Source organism: Brenneria rubrifaciens (assembly GCF_005484945.1).
Taxonomy (GTDB): Bacteria; Pseudomonadota; Gammaproteobacteria; order Enterobacterales; family Enterobacteriaceae; genus Brenneria; species Brenneria rubrifaciens.
In genome coordinates, this window is the sequence record NZ_CP034035.1 from 2,394,502 (window position 1) to 2,414,598 (window position 20,097).

General features: G+C 61.1%; 1 protein-coding gene (only partly in view). It reads left to right on the forward strand.

Features of this window, described 5'->3' with window-relative positions; genetic code table 11:
• Positions 1 to 20,097: the 5' portion of a non-ribosomal peptide synthase/polyketide synthase gene (locus tag EH207_RS11145; RefSeq protein ID WP_137714047.1), read on the forward strand. It continues 5,694 nt past the right edge of the window; only the first 20,097 of its 25,791 coding nucleotides appear in the window; its start codon is at positions 1 to 3; the stop codon falls past the right edge of the window.

Below are 20,097 nucleotides of genomic sequence, written 5' to 3' on the forward strand. Positions count from 1 at the left end.
ATGTCATTTATTCAAAACCATTCTCAGGAAAGCCAGCCTGTAATTAATAACGAATATTCCTCCAACTCTTGCAGATTACCACTGAGTTCTACTCAACAAGTGGTGTGGCTTGACCAGACGCTTAATCCAGACTCTCCTAATTACAACATCGGCATACGGCTCCGTATCGACGGGCATCTGGATGAAGCGCTTTTTGGCCAGGCTTTCGACATTCTTGTATCGCGTCATGATGCATTGCGTTTACAGCTTGTTCACACCGATAGCTTACCTTTTCAGGAACTCACTGATGCGATTTCAGAGCCTATAAGCACGTATGATTTCTCACAATATGATGATGCAGAAACTCAGACTCAGCAGCACATCCATACAACATTTGGGCGCCCGTTCAATCTGCGTGAAAGGCTATGGCGTTCCGAACTGATGCGAGTAAGCGGCACGCGTTGGTACTGGCAATTTTGCTGCCATCATCTGGTCGCAGATGGTTGGAGTTTAAAACTGCTTTTCAACGATCTGACAGATACTTACAACCGGTTAATTAACCGGGAGGAAATGAAAGGCGTCGCCCCTTCCTATCTTGAATTTGTTACTGAAGATCTGACTTATCTCAACACCAAGAATTATCAATCCGACCTGAAATTCTGGCTGACTCGTTTTAAGACCTTACCTCCGGCATTGCTACCCCTATCAAACCCAAGCCACAAACACATATACAAGTTATCCTCACCCCATCTATGGGAATTAGAAAATCAATACTTTCAGCAAATCGAAAGTATTGTGGCCGAGCAGGGGTTCTCCATTCTCCATTTTATGTACGCTATTCTGGCGTGTTATTTTTCTCGAACCTCAAAAGCGGAAGACATTGTCATTGGCATTCCTATACATAATCGTAGAAATGCCAAACAAAAGAATACGATAGGGATGTTCTCATCCGTCATTCCCGTAGGTGTGAACATTATTAAAGGGGATTCTTTTCTTGATATCATGCGAAAGGTAGCAGTGGAACTGCGCCATTGCTATAAACATCAACGCCTACCCATCACAGAAATTAATCAGCACACGCGAATCAGACAAAAAACAGGTCGAACTCAGCTTTTCGATATCACGTTATCGCTTGAATGGTTTGGCTTTAACATTCATGTGGAAGGTACGGATACCGAATTCCAGACACCACATCGTGCGACACAATTTCCCCTGGCTATCAGCATCTATCAATATAATTTTGAAGATAAAAACCACCCCGTCACCATCGAGTTCAATTTCGATACCAACTATCTGACCCGTGATGAAGTTGTAGCCATTCAGTCGCGCTTAGCCATGTTAGTCGACGCCGCCATCACATCGTTGGATATGCAGGTTGAGAACGCGCCTATCCTACCACCAACGGAATGTCGGCAGGTGTTAGTGGATTTCAATGCCACCGACGCCAAGTTCCCACAACACACCTTGATACACAAGCGTTTCGAACAACAGGTAAAACGTACTCCCGATGCCATCGCTGTCGTATTTGAGGAACAGTCGCTCACGTATGCGGAGCTCAATCGTCGTGCCAATCAATTAGCGCACCGTCTGCTTGCGCTAGGCGTTCAGCCTGATGATCGGGTAGTCCTCTGCATCAAGCGCGGTCTAGAGATGATAATTGGCCTGATGGGGATCTTGAAAGCAGGTGCCGCCTATGTGCCACTCGATCCGTCCTATCCGGTAGAACGCTTGACCTATATGATTGATGATGCCAAACCTGTGGCGCTGCTTACCCAGACCAACCAGGTAGAAATACCCACCGGCGACATTCCGGTGATCATGCTCGATACCGATAGGCTTGACACTTATCCAGAGAAAAATCCTGATGCCCGGGCGCTGGGGCTGAGCTCACACCATCTGGCCTATGTTATCTATACCTCCGGCTCCACCGGCAAACCCAAAGGCGTCATGGTCGCCCACCGCAACGTGCTCAACCTCGCCTGCGCACTACAGCCGCTGCTGGCACTCGAACGGCCCAGCCGCATCGCCCTTAACGCCAGCATCGTGTTCGATGCCTCAGTCCAAAACTGGCTCCAACTGCTGTCGGGACACACGCTGGTCATTGTCCCTGAAGCCCTCCGCGCCGATGCGCAACAGCTCTGGCGCTACTTTTCCCGTCACGCCGTCGATTGGTTCGACTGCACCCCCGTGCAGTTGCACTGGCTGCTCAATGCCGGTCTCGGCGCCGACCCGGCCTACCAGCCCGCTGGGGTATTAATCGGCGGAGAGGCCATCCCGCCGCACACCTGGTCAAGCCTGGCCACGCTCACCGCCACCCGCTTTATCAACGTTTACGGCCCCACCGAATGTACCGTCGATGCCACCGCCTGCGTCATCGACCATGTACACCCGCTGCCGGTCATCGGTAAACCGCTCGCCAACACCAAAATCTATATTCTGGATGCGCAAGGGCAGCTTGCCCCGCTCGGCGTGGCGGGGGAGATCCATATCGGCGGCGTCGGCGTGGCGCGCGGCTACCTCCACCGCCCCGAGCTGACCGCCGAACGCTTTATCCCCGACCCGTTCTCAAGCTCACCCGGCGCTCGGCTGTACAAGACCGGCGACCTCGGCCGCTGGCTGCCCGACGGCAATATTGAGTATCTGGGGCGTAACGACTTCCAGGTCAAGCTGCGCGGTTTCCGTATTGAACCCGGTGAAATCGAAGCCCGGCTGACGCAGTGCCCCGGCGTACAGGAAGCGGTGGTGGTCGCCCGTGAAGATACCCCGGGAGAGAAACGACTGGTGGCCTATTTTCGCGCCCGCTCCGACGCCCAACCGACGCCCGCCGACCTGCGCCGGCAGCTCAGCCGACATCTGGCCGAGTACATGGTGCCGAGCGCCTTTGTCATCCTTGACGCCTTCCCGCTCACCCCGAACGGCAAACTCGACCGCAAGGCGCTGCCCGCCCCCGACCAGACGGCGGTGGTCAGCCGGGGCTATGACGCGCCGCAGGGCGAGGTGGAAAGCGCGTTGGCTGAGATCTGGCAAGATCTGTTGGGCGTCACGCGCGTCGGCCGCCACGACAATTTTTTCGAACTCGGCGGCCATTCCCTGATGGCCGTTCAATGCACGACACGCGTACGTCAGCGTCTGGCATTGGACATGACCATCCAGCAGCTTTTCGCTCATCCGGTGCTGGCCGAACTGACTCAGACGCTGACGGCAACCGCACCGGCCGCTCAGACGACCCTCCCTGCCGCCGATCGCCGCCGTCCACTCCCTATTTCATTTGCCCAGCAGCGGCTGTGGTTCCTTGCACAACTCAATCCTGCCGCCAGCCTGGCCTACCATATCCCGACGATACTACGGATCGCCGGGCCGCTTGATCATCAGGCGCTGACGTCCGCGCTTGATGGCCTTGTGGCGCGTCACGAAAGCCTGCGTACCCACTTTACGCAAATTGACGGACAGCCCTGCCAGCAGATTTCCCCCGACGGCACCGGCTTCAGTTTGTCCTGTCTCGATTTACGTACGCTCGATGCCGCCGCCTGCCCCCAACGCGTGGCCGAGCTCACCGCGCACGAGGCGCGCGAACCGTTCGATTTGACGCAAGGCCCGCTCATTCGCGGCCAGTTGCTGCAACTCAGCGACGAGGAGCACCTGCTGTTGCTCACCCAACACCATATCATCTCCGATGGCTGGTCTCTCGGCATCCTGGTACGCGAACTCGCGGCGCTCTACCGTGCCGCCTTTAATGGAGAAAAAGCACATTTACCCCCGCTGCCTATCCAGTACGCCGACTATGCCGTCTGGCAGCGCAATCGGCTGCAAGGCGAGGCGCTTGAAGAACTGCGCCGCTTCTGGCAAAGCCAGCTTCAGGGCGCGCCGGCGCTGCTGGAACTCCCTACGGACAAACCTCGTCCCTCAGTACAGCGCTATGCCGGCGATGTCGTCCCTTTCCATATTGATACCGCGGCGCTCGCCGCACTCAAGGCGCTTGGTAAACAACAGGGAACAACCCTGTTTATGACGCTGCTCGCCGCCTGGACGCTGGTCCTCGCCCGTCTCAGCGGCCAGGACGATATTGTTATCGGCACCCCGATTGCCAACCGGCAGCATCGCGAAACGGAAGGACTTATTGGTTTCTTCGTCAATACGTTGGCGCTGCGCGTCGAGCCAGGGCGCTGCCGTACGCTGGATGAACTGCTTTCCCAGGTTCGTGAACGGACTATTGCGGCCTACGCCCACCAGACATTGCCTTTTGAGCAGGTGGTGGAAACGCTGCAACCCGTGCGCAGCCTGAGCTATAGCCCGATTGTCCAGGTGATGCTGGCGTTGAACAACACGCCGGCACAGGAACTGACGATCCCCGGGCTGGCGCTCTCTCTGGTTGAACCCACGCTGAGCGCCACCCAATTTGACCTGACGCTGTCGCTCACTGAAACCGAGGCGGGTCTGGCGGGCGGACTGATCTATGCGACCGACCTGTTCGAACGAGAAACCATCGTCCGTCTGGTCGGCTACGTGAAAAATGTTCTGACCGCGATGGCCGCCGACGCGACACAACCGGTTGCCACTCTGCCGATGCTGCCGGACGCCGAGCGTCGGCAGGTACTGGTGGAGTTCAACGCCACCGACGCCGACTTCCCGCAGCATGCCCTGATCCATCAGTTATTCGAACTACAGGCTGAACGCACCCCCGACGCCATCGCCGTGGCGTTTGAAGCGCACGTTCTCACCTATGCCGAACTCAACCGCCGCGCCAATCGCCTCGCCCACCATCTGCTGACGCTCGGCGTCCGGCCCGATGACCGCGTCGCCCTCTGCGTCGAACGCTGCCCGGAGATGGTCGTCGCTCTGCTCGGTATCCTCAAGGCCGGCGCCGCCTATGTCCCGCTCGACCCCGGCTACCCCGCCGAGCGCCTTGCCGCTATGCTCGACGATGCCCAACCCGTCGCCCTGCTTACCCAGTCCGCGCTGGTGGACCGATTGGGCGTCACTCTGCCTACCGTCATTCTCGACAATCCGCACACCGTCGGTGAGAAAACCCCGGACAGCAATCCCGATGCCCGGGCGCTGGGGGTGACGCCACGCCATCTGGCCTACGTTATCTACACCTCCGGCTCCACCGGCAAGCCCAAAGGCGTGATGATTGAACATCGCGGCCTGTGCAATCTGGCCCGCGCGCAGGCTGACATCCTGCACGTGACGCCCGCTTGCCGCCTGTTGCAATTCGCCTCTTTCAGCTTTGACGCCTGCTTCTTTGAAGTGGCCGCCGCGCTCACTCAGGGAGCGTGCCTGGTGCTGGCGGCCCGTGACGCCCTGTTGCCCGGTCCCGCCCTGCTCAACACCTTGCAAACCCAGGCCATCACCCATGTGACCTTGCCGCCGGTGGCGGCCGGCGCGCTGGACCCCAATGCGGAATTGCCCGACCTGAAGACCCTGGCTCTGGCAGGCGAAGCCTGCCCGCCGGCGCTGGTCAAACGCTGGGCCGCCGGACGCCGGGTGATCAACGCCTATGGCCCGACGGAAGGCACCATCTGCGCCACCGTCTACTTCTGTGATGCACAGGATGAGCAGATCCCGCCCATCGGCCGCCCGATTGCCAACACCCGGATTTATATTCTCGATACACAGGGCCAGCTTGCCCCGCTCGGCGTGGCGGGGGAGATCCATATCGGCGGCGTCGGCGTGGCGCGCGGCTACCTCCACCGCCCCGAGCTGACCGCCGAGCGCTTTATTCCCGACCCGTTTTCAAGCTCACCCGGCGCTCGGCTGTACAAGACCGGCGACCTCGGCCGCTGGCTGCCCGACGGCAATATTGAGTATCTGGGGCGTAACGACTTCCAGGTCAAGCTGCGCGGCTTCCGTATCGAACTTGGCGAAATCGAAGCCCGGCTGGCGCAGTGTCCGGGTATCCTGGAAGCGGTGGTGGTCGCCCGTGAAGATACCCCGGGAGAGAAACGACTGGTGGCCTATTTTCGCGCCCGCTCCGACGCCCAACCGACGCCCGCCGACCTGCGCCGGCAGCTCAGCCAACATCTGGCCGAGTACATGGTGCCGAGCGCCTTTGTCATCCTTGACGCCTTCCCGCTCACCCCGAACGGCAAGCTCGACCGCAAGGCGCTGCCCGCCCCCGACCAGACGGCGGTGGTCAGCCGGGGTTATGACGCGCCGCAGGGCGAGGTGGAAAGCGCGTTGGCTGAGATCTGGCAAGATCTGTTGGGCGTCACGCGCGTCGGCCGCCACGACAATTTTTTCGAACTCGGCGGCCATTCGCTGATGGCCGTTCAATGCACGACACGCGTACGCCAGCGTCTGGCATTGGACATGACCATCCAGCAGCTTTTCGCTCATCCGGTGCTGACCGAACTGGCTCAGACGCTGACGGCAACCGCACCGGCCGCTCAGACGACCCTCCCTGCCGCCGATCGCCGCCGTCCACTCCCTATTTCATTTGCCCAGCAGCGCCTGTGGTTCCTTGCACAACTCAATCCTGCCGCCAGCCTGGCCTACCATATCCCGACGATACTACGGATCGCCGGGCCGCTTGATCATCAGGCGCTGACGTCCGCGCTTGATGGCCTTGTGGCGCGTCACGAAAGCCTGCGTACCCACTTTACGCAAATTGACGGACAGCCCTGCCAGCAGATTTCCCCCGACGGCACCGGCTTCAGTTTGTCCTGTCTCGATTTACGTACGCTCGATGCCGCCGCCTGCCCCCAACGCGTGGCCGAGCTCACCGCGCACGAGGCGCGCGAACCGTTCGATTTGACGCAAGGCCCGCTCATTCGCGGCCAGTTGCTGCAACTCAGCGACGAGGAGCACCTGCTGTTGCTCACCCAACACCATATCATCTCCGATGGCTGGTCTCTCGGCATCCTGGTACGCGAACTCGCGGCGCTCTACCGTGCCGCCTTTAATGGAGAAAAAGCACATTTACCCCCGCTGCCTATCCAGTACGCCGACTATGCCGTCTGGCAGCGCAATCGGCTGCAAGGCGAGGCGCTTGAAGAACTGCGCCGCTTCTGGCAAAGCCAGCTTCAGGGCGCGCCGGCGCTGCTGGAACTCCCTACGGACAAACCTCGTCCCTCAGTACAGCGCTATGCCGGCGATGTCGTCCCTTTCCATATTGATACCGCGGCGCTCGCCGCACTCAAGGCGCTTGGTAAACAACAGGGAACAACCCTGTTTATGACGCTGCTCGCCGCCTGGACGCTGGTCCTCGCCCGTCTCAGCGGCCAGGACGATATTGTTATCGGCACCCCGATTGCCAACCGGCAGCATCGCGAAACGGAAGGACTTATTGGTTTCTTCGTCAATACGTTGGCGCTGCGCGTCGAGCCAGGGCGCTGCCGTACGCTGGATGAACTGCTTTCCCAGGTTCGTGAACGGACTATTGCGGCCTACGCCCACCAGACATTGCCTTTTGAGCAGGTGGTGGAAACGCTGCAACCCGTGCGCAGCCTGAGCTATAGCCCGATTGTCCAGGTGATGCTGGCGTTGAACAACACGCCGGCACAGGAACTGACGATCCCCGGGCTGGCGCTCTCTCTGGTTGAACCCACGCTGAGCGCCACCCAATTTGACCTGACGCTGTCGCTCACTGAAACCGAGGCGGGTCTGGCGGGCGGACTGATCTATGCGACCGACCTGTTCGAACGAGAAACCATCGTCCGTCTGGTCGGCTACGTGAAAAATGTTCTGACCGCGATGGCCGCCGACGCGACACAACCGGTTGCCACTCTGCCGATGCTGCCGGACGCCGAGCGTCGGCAGGTACTGGTGGAGTTCAACGCCACCGACGCCGACTTCCCGCAGCATGCCCTGATCCATCAACTGTTCGAACTACAGGCTGAACGCTCCCCCGACGCCATCGCCGTGGCGTTTGAAGCGCACGTTCTCACCTATGCCGAACTCAACCGCCGCGCCAATCGCCTCGCCCACCATCTGCTGACGCTCGGCGTCCGGCCCGATGACCGCGTCGCCCTCTGCGTTGAACGCTGCCCGGAGATGGTCGTCGCTCTGCTCGGTATCCTCAAGGCCGGCGCCGCCTATGTCCCGCTCGACCCCGGCTACCCCGCCGAGCGCCTTGCCGCTATGCTCGACGATGCCCAACCCGTCGCCCTGCTTACCCAGTCCGCACAGACGGCCGTCCACACCGATACCGTTCCCGTGGTCCTGCTGGATACCGGGGATTTCGACGCCTGTCAAGACAGCAACCCAGACCCGCGGGCGCTGGGGCTGAGCGCCGCTAATCTGGCCTACGTTATCTACACCTCCGGCTCCACCGGCAAGCCCAAAGGCGTGATGAACCATCATCGCGGTCTCTGCAACCGTCTGGTCTGGATGCAGCATGCCTATCACCTCACCCCCGACGACCGCGTGCTGCAAAAAACGCCGTTCAGTTTCGACGTCTCCGTCTGGGAGTTCTTCTGGCCGCTGCTCTACGGCGCCCGTCTGGTGATGGCCCGTCCCGACGGCCACAAGGATTCCGGCTATCTCACTCAACTGATTGAGGACGCCGGCATCACCACCCTTCACTTTGTGCCTTCCATGCTGCAACAGTTCGTGCAATGGGCCGATTCTCCCTGCGACTCGCTTAAACGCGTCATCTGTAGCGGCGAGGCCCTGCCATCTGACCTGCAACAGCGTTTCTTTGCCCGCTTCAACGCCGAATTGCACAACCTGTATGGCCCCACCGAGGCCGCTATCGACGTCACCTACTGGGCCTGCCGCCGCGACGATACGCGCAGCTTTGTGCCCATCGGCCGTCCCATCGCCAACACCCGAATCTATATTCTGGATACGCAGGGCCAGCCTGCGCCGCTTGGCGTGGCCGGGGAAATCCATATCGCCGGCGTCGGCGTGGCGCGCGGTTATCTCAACCGCCCCGAACTGACCGCCGAGCGCTTTATCCCCGACCCGTTCTCAACAACCTCTGACGCCCGCCTCTACAAGACCGGCGACCTCGGCCGCTGGCTGCCCGACGGCAGCATCGAATACCTCGGCCGTAATGACTTCCAGGTCAAGCTGCGCGGCTTCCGTATCGAACTCGGCGAAATCGAAGCCCGGCTGACGCAGTGCCCCGGCGTACAGGAAGCGGTGGTGGTCGCCCGCGAAGACAGCCCCGGCGACACCCGGCTGGTGGCCTACCTCTGCCCGCAGGCCGACGCCGTACTAGACCCCGCCGACCTGCGCCGGCAACTCAGCCAACATCTGGCCGAGTATATGGTGCCGAGCGCCTTTGTCATCCTTGACGCCTTCCCACTCACCCCGAACGGCAAGCTCGACCGCAAGGCGCTGCCTGTCCCCGACCAGACGGCGGTGGTCAGCCGAGGCTATGAAGCGCCGCAGGGCGAGGTGGAAACCGCGCTGGCCGATATCTGGCAAGATCTGCTGGGCGTCACGCGCGTCGGCCGCCACGACCACTTTTTCGAACTCGGCGGCCATTCGCTGATGGCGGTCAGCCTGATTGAACGACTGCGCAACCGGGGCCTGACGCTTGATGTCCGTAGTATTTTCACCACCCCGGTACTTCATGAGATGGCGACGACGATACACGACCGTCAGGGTGAAGCGGCCTTCGTCGTCCCGCCCAACCGCATCCCCGAAGGCTGTACCGTCATTACCCCGGATCTGCTGCCGCTGGTGGCGCTCACCCAGGCGGAGATCGATACCGTTGTCGATACCGTATCCGGCGGCGCCGCCAATGTGCAGGATATCTACCCGCTTTCTCCGTTGCAGGAAGGCATTCTGTTCCATCATCAGTTACAGACGCAGGGCGATACCTATCTGCTAAGCAATCTGGCGACCTTTAATACTCACGATCGCCTCAATACTTTCCTTACTGCGCTACAACAGGTTATCGATCGTCACGATATCCTGCGTACCGCCGTTTGCTGGCAGGGACTGAGCCAACCGGTGCAGGTGGTCTGGCGTCGGGCCGTCCTGCCGATCAACACCTTTGTTCCCGCATCGCCGAACGATGTTACGCGTCAGTTGCAGACGCATACCGACCCACGCACCCGGCGTCTTAATCTGAATCAGGCGCCGCTGCTCTCCGCCGACATCGCCCACGATCCGGTACACGACGAATGGTTGCTGGCGCTGGGCTTGCACCATCTGGTCTGCGACCATATGACGCTGGTGCTTATCGTGAGTGAAATCGGTTTATTGTTGCAACATCGCGCCGATGCGTTACCGGCTCCTCTGCCGTACCGCAACTTTATCGCCCAGATCCTGAACTTACCGCTCTCGGTGCATGAAGCCTATTTCCGCCAACGGCTGGCGGACGTCGATACCCCGACCGCGCCTTTCGGCCTGCTTGATGTGCGGGGCAACGGCGAGGCGATCAGCGAAGCACATCTGTCGCTGGATACCGCGCTGGCCGCGACGATCCGGACGCAGGCTCGCCGTCTGGGCGTCAGCCCGAGCGTACTGTTCCACGTGGCCTGCGCGCTGGTGCTGGCGCACACCAGCGGTCGTGATGATGTGGTCTTCGGCTCGGTGCTGTCCGGGCGTTTGCAGGGCAACGCCGGGGCTGACCGGGTGATGGGGATGTTTATCAATACCCTGCCGCTGCGCATCGTCCTCGGCAGGCAGAGTGCGCAGGAAGTCGTACAAACCGCCTCGCATGCGTTGACGGCCCTGCTGGAGCACGAGCAGGCGCCGCTGACGCTGGCCCAGCGCTGTAGCGGGGTGGCTCAACCCATGCCGCTGTTCAGCGCATTATTCAACTACCGCCACAGCCTGTCCGATCCCGGCGCTGAAAGCTGGGACGGCATACGTATCCTGGCCTCGGAAGAGCGCACCAACTACCCGCTCACCCTGTCGGTGGACGATCTCGGCGAGGCTTTCCGTTTGACGGCCAAAACCGTCGCCGGCGTCGACCCGGTACGCATGGTTCGCTATATGGTCACCGCAATACGTGGGCTGTCCGCCGCGCTGGAGAGCGCCGCTCAGCAACCGGCGCTCAACCTGCCGGTGCTGCCGGACGCCGAGCGCCGGCAACTGCTGGAGGACTTTAACGCCACCGACGTCGACTTCCCGCAACAGACGTTGATCCACCCACAGTTTGAAGCACAGGCGGCGCGCACCCCTGACGCCATCGCCGTGCTGTTCGGGGACAACGCGCTTACCTATGACGAACTCAATCGCCGGGCCAACCAACTGGCGCATCATCTGATCTCGCTGGGCGTCCGGCCCGATGACCGCATCGCCATCTGCGTCGAGCGCGGACTGGACATGATGGTCGGTTTGCTCGCCATTCTCAAAGCCGGCGCCGCCTATCTACCGCTCGATCCCGCTTACCCCGCCGAACGCCTGCGCTATATGCTCGACGACGCCCAACCCGTCGCCCTGCTTACCCAGACCGCACAGCGGGAAACATTCGACGATACCCGGCCTATTCTGCTGCTGGATACCCCGGCGTCCGCCGCCTATGCGGAGAGTAATCCCGATGCCCGGACGCTGGGGCTGAACTCACGCCATCTGGCCTATGTCATCTACACCTCCGGCTCCACCGGCAAACCCAAAGGCGTCATGGTCGCCCACCGCAACGTGCTCAACCTCGCCTGCGCACTACAGCCGCTGCTGGCACTCGAACGGCCCAGCCGCATCGCCCTCAACGCCAGTATCGTGTTCGATGCCTCGGTTAAAAACTGGCTCCAACTGCTGTCGGGACACACGCTGGTCATTATCCCTGAAGCCCTCCGCGCCGATGCGCAACAGCTCTGGCGCTACTTTTCCCGTCACGCCGTCGATTGGTTCGACTGCACCCCCGTGCAGTTGCACTGGCTGCTCAATGCCGGTCTCGGCGCCGACCCGGCCTACCAGCCCGCTGGGGTATTAATCGGCGGAGAGGCCATCCCGCCGCACACCTGGTCAAGCCTGGCCACGCTCACCGCCACCCGCTTTATCAACGTTTACGGCCCCACCGAATGTACCGTCGATGCCACCGCCTGCGTCATCGACCATGCACACCCGCTGCCGGTCATCGGTAAACCGCTCGCCAACACCAAAATCTATATTCTGGATGCGCAAGGGCAGCTTGCCCCGCTCGGCGTGGCGGGAGAAATCCATATCGGCGGCGTCGGCGTGGCGCGCGGCTACCTCCACCGCCCCGAACTGACCGCCGAACGCTTTATCCCCGACCCGTTCTCAACGGCGTCTGACGCCCGCCTCTACAAGACCGGCGACCTCGGCCGCTGGCTGCCCGACGGCAATATTGAGTATCTGGGACGTAACGACTTCCAGGTCAAAGTGCGCGGTTTCCGTATTGAACCCGGTGAAATCGAAGCCCGGCTGACGCAGTGCCCCGGCGTACAGGAAGCGGTGGTGGTCGCCCGCGAAGAAAACCCCGGCGATACCCGGCTGGTGGCTTATCTCTGCCCGCAGGCCGGCGCTAAATTACTCCCCGCCGACCTGCGCCGGCAGCTTAACGAGTCTCTGGCCGAGTATATGGTGCCGAGCGCCTTTGTCACCCTCGACGCCTTCCCGCTCACCCCGAACGGCAAGCTCGACCGCAAGGCGCTGCCCGCCCCCGACCAGACGGCGGTGGTCAGCCGCAGTTATGACGCGCCGCAGGGCGAGGTGGAAACCGCGTTGGCTGAGATCTGGCAAGATCTGCTGGGGTTAGCGCGCGTCGGCCGCCACGACCATTTCTTCGAACTCGGCGGTCATTCGCTGATGGCGGTCAGCCTGATTGAACGACTGCGCAGCCGGGGTTATCAGCTTGAAGTACGCGGCGTTTTCACCACCCCGGTACTGCATGAGATGGCGGCGACGATACAGGATCATCAGGGTGAAGCGGCCTTTGTCGTCCCGCCCAATCGCATCCCCGAGGGCTGTACCGCCCTTACCCCGGAACTGCTGCCGCTGGTGACGCTCACTCAGCACGAAATCGACACGATTATCGACACCGTGCCTGGCGGCGCCGCCAATGTGCAGGATATTTATCCGCTCGCGCCGCTACAGGAAGGCATTCTGTTCCATTATCAATTACAGGAAAAAGGGGATGCCTACCTATTAAGCAGCATACTGGCTTTTGATACGCGTGAATATCTTGATGCGTTTCTGGAGGCGCTGCAACAGATCATTGACCGTCACGATATTCTGCGTACCGCTATCTGCTGGCAGGGGCTAAATCAGCCCGTTCAGGTAGTCTGGCGACAGGCCGCCCTGCCGATCAACACCTTTGCTCCCGCCTCGCCAGACGATGTTGCGGGCCAATTGCAGGCGCATACCGATCCACGCTCACACCGCCTTAATCTTAATCAGGCACCGCTGTTTGCCGCGGATATTGCTCTCGACCCCGAGAATGATGAATGGCTGCTGGCGCTGCGTTTCCATCATCTGGTCAGTGACCATGTGACGCTGGCGCTGATTGTTAACGAGATCCGTCTGCTGGTTCAAGGACGTAAAGAGGCGTTACCGACGCCGTTGCCATACCGCAACTTTATCGCCCAGATCCTGAACGTACCGACCTCGGTACATGAGACCTATTTCCGCGATCGGCTGGCTGATGTTGATACTCCTACGACGCCTTTTGATTTATTGGATATACAAGGCGCTAGCGCGGAGATAAGGGAGTGCCGTCTGTCACTGAATATCACTCTGGCTACGGCGATTCGCACTCAGGCGCAACGTTTAGGAGTAAGCGCCGGCGTGCTGTTCCATGTTGCCTGGGCGCTGGTACTGGCACACACCAGCGGTCGCCATGATGTGGTCTTCGGCTCGGTGCTGTCAGGGCGTTTACAGGGGATCGCCGGGGCGGACCGAGTAATGGGGTTGTTTATCAATACCTTACCCGTGCGAATGTCTCTCAGCGACCACAGCATACTGGACGTTGTGCAGGCCACCTACCGCGATCTGACGTCGCTGCTGGAGCACGAACAGGCGCCGCTGACGCTGGCCCAGCGCTGTAGCGGCATTACGCCGCCGGTTCCCTTGTTTAGCGCCCTGCTCAACTACCGCCACAGCCCGTCAGATCCAACGGACGAAAGCTGGGATGGGATACGCACGTTGATCGCGGAAGAGCGCACCAATTATCCGCTCACCCTGTCAGTGGACGATCTGGGGCAGGGCTTCAGTCTGGTGGCTCAAACCGTCGCCACCCTCGACCCCGGCCGGGTGGCTCACTATCTGGAGACCGCCATTTGTGGTCTGGTCGAGGCGCTGGCAGTCGAACCCCAACGTCCTATCATGACGATATCGGTATTGCCGGACACCGAGCGTCGGCAGGTACTGGTGGAGTTCAACGCCACCGACGCCGACTTCCCGCAGCATGCCCTGATCCATCAGTTGTTCGAACTACAGGCTGAACGCTCCCCCGACGCCATCGCCGTGCTGTTCGAACAGCAGTTCCTCCGCTATGACGAACTCAATCGCCGCGCCAACCAGTTGGCGCATTATTTGATTTCTCTCGGCGTCCAGCCCGATGACCGCGTCGCCATTTGCGTCGAACGCAGTCTGGAGATGGTCGTCGCTCTGCTCGGTATCCTCAAGGCCGGCGCCGCCTATGTTCCGCTCGACCCCGGCTACCCCGCCGAGCGCCTTGCCGCTATGCTCGACGATGCCCAACCCGTCGCCCTGCTTACCCAGTCCGCACAGACGGCCGTCCACACCGATACCGTTCCCGTGGTCCTGCTGGATACCGGGGATTTCGACGCCTGTCAAGACAGCAACCCAGACCCGCGGGCGCTGGGGCTGAGCGCCGCTAATCTGGCCTACGTTATCTACACCTCCGGCTCCACCGGCAAGCCCAAAGGCGTGATGAACCATCATCGCGGTCTCTGCAACCGTCTGGTCTGGATGCAAGGTATCGACGCGCTGACCTGCGATGATCGGGTGCTGCAAAAAACGCCGTTCAGTTTCGACGTCTCCGTCGGGGAGTTCTTCTGGCCGCTGCTCTACGGCGCCCGTCTGGTAATGGCCCGTCCCGACGGCCACAAAGATGCCGGCTATCTCACTCAACTGATTGAGGACGCCGGCGTCACCACCCTGCATTTTGTGCCTTCCATGCTGCAACTGTTTTTGCAAACGCTGGAAACACAGCACATCGGCACATCGCTTAAACGGGTTATTTGCAGCGGTGAGGCACTGTCATCAGACTTACAACAGCGCTTCTTTGCCCGCTTTGATAACGTCAGATTGTATAACCTGTATGGTCCTACTGAAGCCTCGATCGAGGTAACCCACTGGACCTGCCGCCGCGACGATGCGCGCAGCTTTGTGCCCATCGGCCGTCCCATCGCCAACACCCGAATCTATATTCTGGATACGCAGGGCCAGCCTGCGCCGCTTGGCGTGGCCGGGGAAATCCATATCGCCGGCGTCGGCGTGGCGCGCGGTTATCTCAACCGCCCCGAACTGACCGCCGAGCGCTTTATCCCCGACCCGTTCTCAACAACCTCTGACGCCCGCCTCTACAAGACCGGCGACCTCGGCCGCTGGCTGCCCGACGGCAGCATCGAATACCTCGGCCGTAATGACTTCCAGGTCAAGCTGCGCGGCTTCCGTATCGAGCTTGGCGAAATCGAAACCCGGCTGACGCAGTGCCCCGGCGTACAGGAAGCGGTGGTGGTCGCCCGCGAAGACAGCCCCGGCGACACCCGGCTGGTGGCCTACCTCTGCCCGCAGGCCGACGCCGTACTAGACCCCGCCGACCTGCGCCGGCAGCTCAGCCAACATCTGGCCGAGTATATGGTGCCGAGCGCCTTTGTCACCCTCGATGCCTTCCCACTCACCCCGAACGGCAAGCTCGACCGCAAGGCGCTGCCCGCCCCCGACCAGACGGCGGTGGTCAGCCGGGGTTATGACGCGCCGCAGGGCGAGGTGGAAACCGCGCTGGCCGATATCTGGCAAGACCTGCTGGGCGTCACGCGCGTCGGCCGCCACGACCACTTTTTCGAACTCGGCGGCCATTCGCTGATGGCGGTCAGCCTGATTGAACGACTGCGCAGCCGGGGTTATCAGCTTGAAGTACGCGGCGTTTTCACCACCCCGGTACTCCATGAGATGGCGGCGACGATACACGACCATCATGGTGAAGCGGCCTTCGTCGTCCCGCCCAACCGCATCCCCGAAGGCTGTACCGTCATTACCCCGGATCTGCTGCCGCTGGTGGCGCTCACCCAGGCGGAGATCGATACCGTTGTCGATACCGTATCCGGCGGCGCCGCCAATGTGCAGGATATTTACCCGCTCGCGCCGCTACAGGAAGGCATTCTGTTCCATCATCAGTTACAAACGCAGGGGGATACCTATCTGTTAAAGAGCCTGGCGGCTTTTGACCGGCGTGAACGTCTTGATGCGTTTCTGGATGCGCTGCAACAGATCATTGACCGCCACGATATCCTGCGTACCGCCGTCTGCTGGCAGGGACTGAGCCAACCGGTGCAGGTGGTCTGGCGTCGGGCCGTCCTGCCAGTCAATACTTTCGTACCTGCTTCGCTGGAGAATATCCCGACTCAGTTGGAAGCACATATCGATCCGCGCCAGCACCGGCTCAACTTGAGTCATGCACCGTTGTTCGCCGCCGACATCGCCCACGATCCGGTTCACGACGAATGGTTGCTGGCGCTGCGTTTCCACCATCTGGTCAGTGACCATGTGACGTTGGCGCTGATTGTTAAGGAGATCCGACTGCTGGTTCAAGGACGTAAAGAGGCGTTACCGACGCCGTTGCCGTACCGCAACTTTATCGCCCAGATCCTGAACGTACCGCTCTCGGTGCATGAAGCCTATTTCCGCCAACGGCTGGCGGACGTCGATACCCCGACCGCGCCTTTCGGCCTGCTTGATGTGCGGGGCAACGGCGAGGCGATCAGCGAAGCACATCTGTCGCTGGATACCGCGCTGGCCGCGACGATCCGGACGCAGGCTCGCCGTCTGGGCGTCAGCCCGAGCGTACTGTTCCACGTGGCCTGCGCGCTGGTGCTGGCGCACACCAGCGGTCGTGATGATGTGGTCTTCGGCTCGGTGCTGTCCGGGCGTTTGCAGGGCAACGCCGGGGCTGACCGGGTGATGGGGATGTTTATCAATACCCTGCCGCTGCGCATCGTCCTCGGCAGGCAGAGTGCGCAGGAAGTCGTACAAACCGCCTCGCATGCGTTGACGGCCCTGCTGGAGCACGAGCAGGCGCCGCTGACGCTGGCCCAGCGCTGTAGCGGGGTGGCTCAACCCATGCCGCTGTTCAGCGCATTATTCAACTACCGCCACAGCCTGTCCGATCCCGGCGCTGAAAGCTGGGACGGCATACGTATCCTGGCCTCGGAAGAGCGCACCAACTACCCGCTCACCCTGTCGGTGGACGATCTCGGCGAGGCTTTCCGTTTGACGGCCAAAACCGTCGCCGGCGTCGACCCGGTACGCATGGTTCGCTATATGGTCACCGCAATACGTGGGCTGTCCGCCGCGCTGGAGAGCGCCGCTCAGCAACCGGCGCTCAACCTGCCGGTGCTGCCGGACGCCGAGCGCCGGCAACTGCTGGAGGACTTTAACGCCACCGACGTCGACTTCCCGCAACAGACGTTGATCCACCCACAGTTTGAAGCACAGGCGGCGCGCACCCCTGACGCCATCGCCGTGCTGTTCGGGGACAACGCGCTTACCTATGACGAACTCAATCGCCGGGCCAACCAACTGGCGCATCATCTGATCTCGCTGGGCGTCCGGCCCGATGACCGCATCGCCATCTGCGTCGAGCGCGGACTGGACATGATGGTCGGTTTGCTCGCCATTCTCAAAGCCGGCGCCGCCTATCTACCGCTCGATCCCGCTTACCCCGCCGAACGCCTGCGCTATATGCTCGACGACGCCCAACCCGTCGCCCTGCTTACCCAGACCGCACAGCGGGAAACATTCGACGATACCCGGCCTATTCTGCTGCTGGATACCCCGGCGTCCGCCGCCTATGCGGAGAGTAATCCCGATGCCCGGACGCTGGGGCTGAACTCACGCCATCTGGCCTATGTCATCTACACCTCCGGCTCCACCGGCAAACCCAAAGGCGTCATGGTCGCCCACCGCAACGTGCTCAACCTCGCCTGCGCACTACAGCCGCTGCTGGCACTCGAACGGCCCAGCCGCATCGCCCTCAACGCCAGTATCGTGTTCGATGCCTCGGTTAAAAACTGGCTCCAACTGCTGTCGGGACACACGCTGGTCATTATCCCTGAAGCCCTCCGCGCCGATGCGCAACAGCTCTGGCGCTACTTTTCCCGTCACGCCGTCGATTGGTTCGACTGCACCCCCGTGCAGTTGCACTGGCTGCTCAATGCCGGTCTCGGCGCCGACCCGGCCTACCAGCCCGCTGGGGTATTAATCGGCGGAGAGGCCATCCCGCCGCACACCTGGTCAAGCCTGGCCACGCTCACCGCCACCCGCTTTATCAACGTTTACGGCCCCACCGAATGTACCGTCGATGCCACCGCCTGCGTCATCGACCATGCACACCCGCTGCCGGTCATCGGTAAACCGCTCGCCAACACCAAAATCTATATTCTGGATGCGCAAGGGCAGCTTGCCCCGCTCGGCGTGGCGGGAGAAATCCATATCGGCGGCGTCGGCGTGGCGCGCGGCTACCTCCACCGCCCCGAACTGACCGCCGAACGCTTTATCCCCGACCCGTTCTCAACGGCGTCTGACGCCCGCCTCTACAAGACCGGCGACCTCGGCCGCTGGCTGCCCGACGGCAATATTGAGTATCTGGGACGTAACGACTTCCAGGTCAAAGTGCGCGGTTTCCGTATTGAACCCGGTGAAATCGAAGCCCGGCTGACGCAGTGCCCCGGCGTACAGGAAGCGGTGGTGGTCGCCCGCGAAGAAAACCCCGGCGATACCCGGCTGGTGGCTTATCTCTGCCCGCAGGCCGGCGCTAAATTACTCCCCGCCGACCTGCGCCGGCAGCTTAACGAGTCTCTGGCCGAGTATATGGTGCCGAGCGCCTTTGTCACCCTCGACGCCTTCCCGCTCACCCCGAACGGCAAGCTCGACCGCAAGGCGCTGCCCGCCCCCGACCAGACGGCGGTGGTCAGCCGCAGTTATGACGCGCCGCAGGGCGAGGTGGAAACCGCGTTGGCTGAGATCTGGCAAGATCTGCTGGGGTTAGCGCGCGTCGGCCGCCACGACCATTTCTTCGAACTCGGCGGCCATTCGCTGATGGCGGTCAGCCTGATTGAACGACTGCGCAACCGGGGTTATCAGCTTGAAGTACGCGGCGTTTTCACCACCCCGGTACTCCATGAGATGGCGACGACGATACAGGATCATCAGGGTGAAGCGGCCTTTGTCGTCCCGCCCAACCTCATCCCCGAGGGCTGTACCGCCCTTACCCCGGAACTGCTGCCGCTGGTGACGCTCACTCAGCACGAAATCGACACGATTATCGACACCGTGCCTGGCGGCGCCGCCAATGTGCAGGATATCTACCCGCTTGGACCGTTGCAGGAGGGGATACTGTTTCATCACCTGTTACAGGCGGAGGGGGATACCTATCTGTTAAGAAGCCTGGTGGCTTTTGATCGGCGTGAATATCTTGATGCGTTTCTGGAGGCGCTGCAACAGATCATTGACCGTCACGATATTCTGCGTACCGCTATCTGCTGGCAGGGGCTAAATCAGCCCGTTCAGGTAGTCTGGCGACAGGCCACCCTGCCGGTCAACACCTTTGCTCCCGCCTCGCCAGACGATGTTGCGGGCCAATTGCAGGCGCATACCGATCCACGCTCACACCTCCTTAATCTTAATCAGGCACCGCTGTTTGCCGCGGATATTGCTCCCGACCCCGAGAATGATGAATGGCTGCTGGCGCTGCGTTTCCACCATCTGGTCAGTGACCATGTGACGCTGGCGCTGATTGTTAACGAGATCCGTCTGCTGGTTCAAGGACGTAAAGAGGCGTTACCGACGCCGTTGCCATACCGCAACTTTATCGCCCAGATCCTGAACGTACCGCTCTCGGTACATGAGACCTATTTCCGCGATCGGCTGGCTGATGTTGATACTCCTACGACGCCTTTTGATTTATTGGATGTACAAGGCGATAGCGCGGAGATAAGGGAGTGCCGTCTGTCACTGAATATCACTCTGGCTACGGCGATTCGCACTCAGGCGCAACGTTTAGGAGTAAGCGCC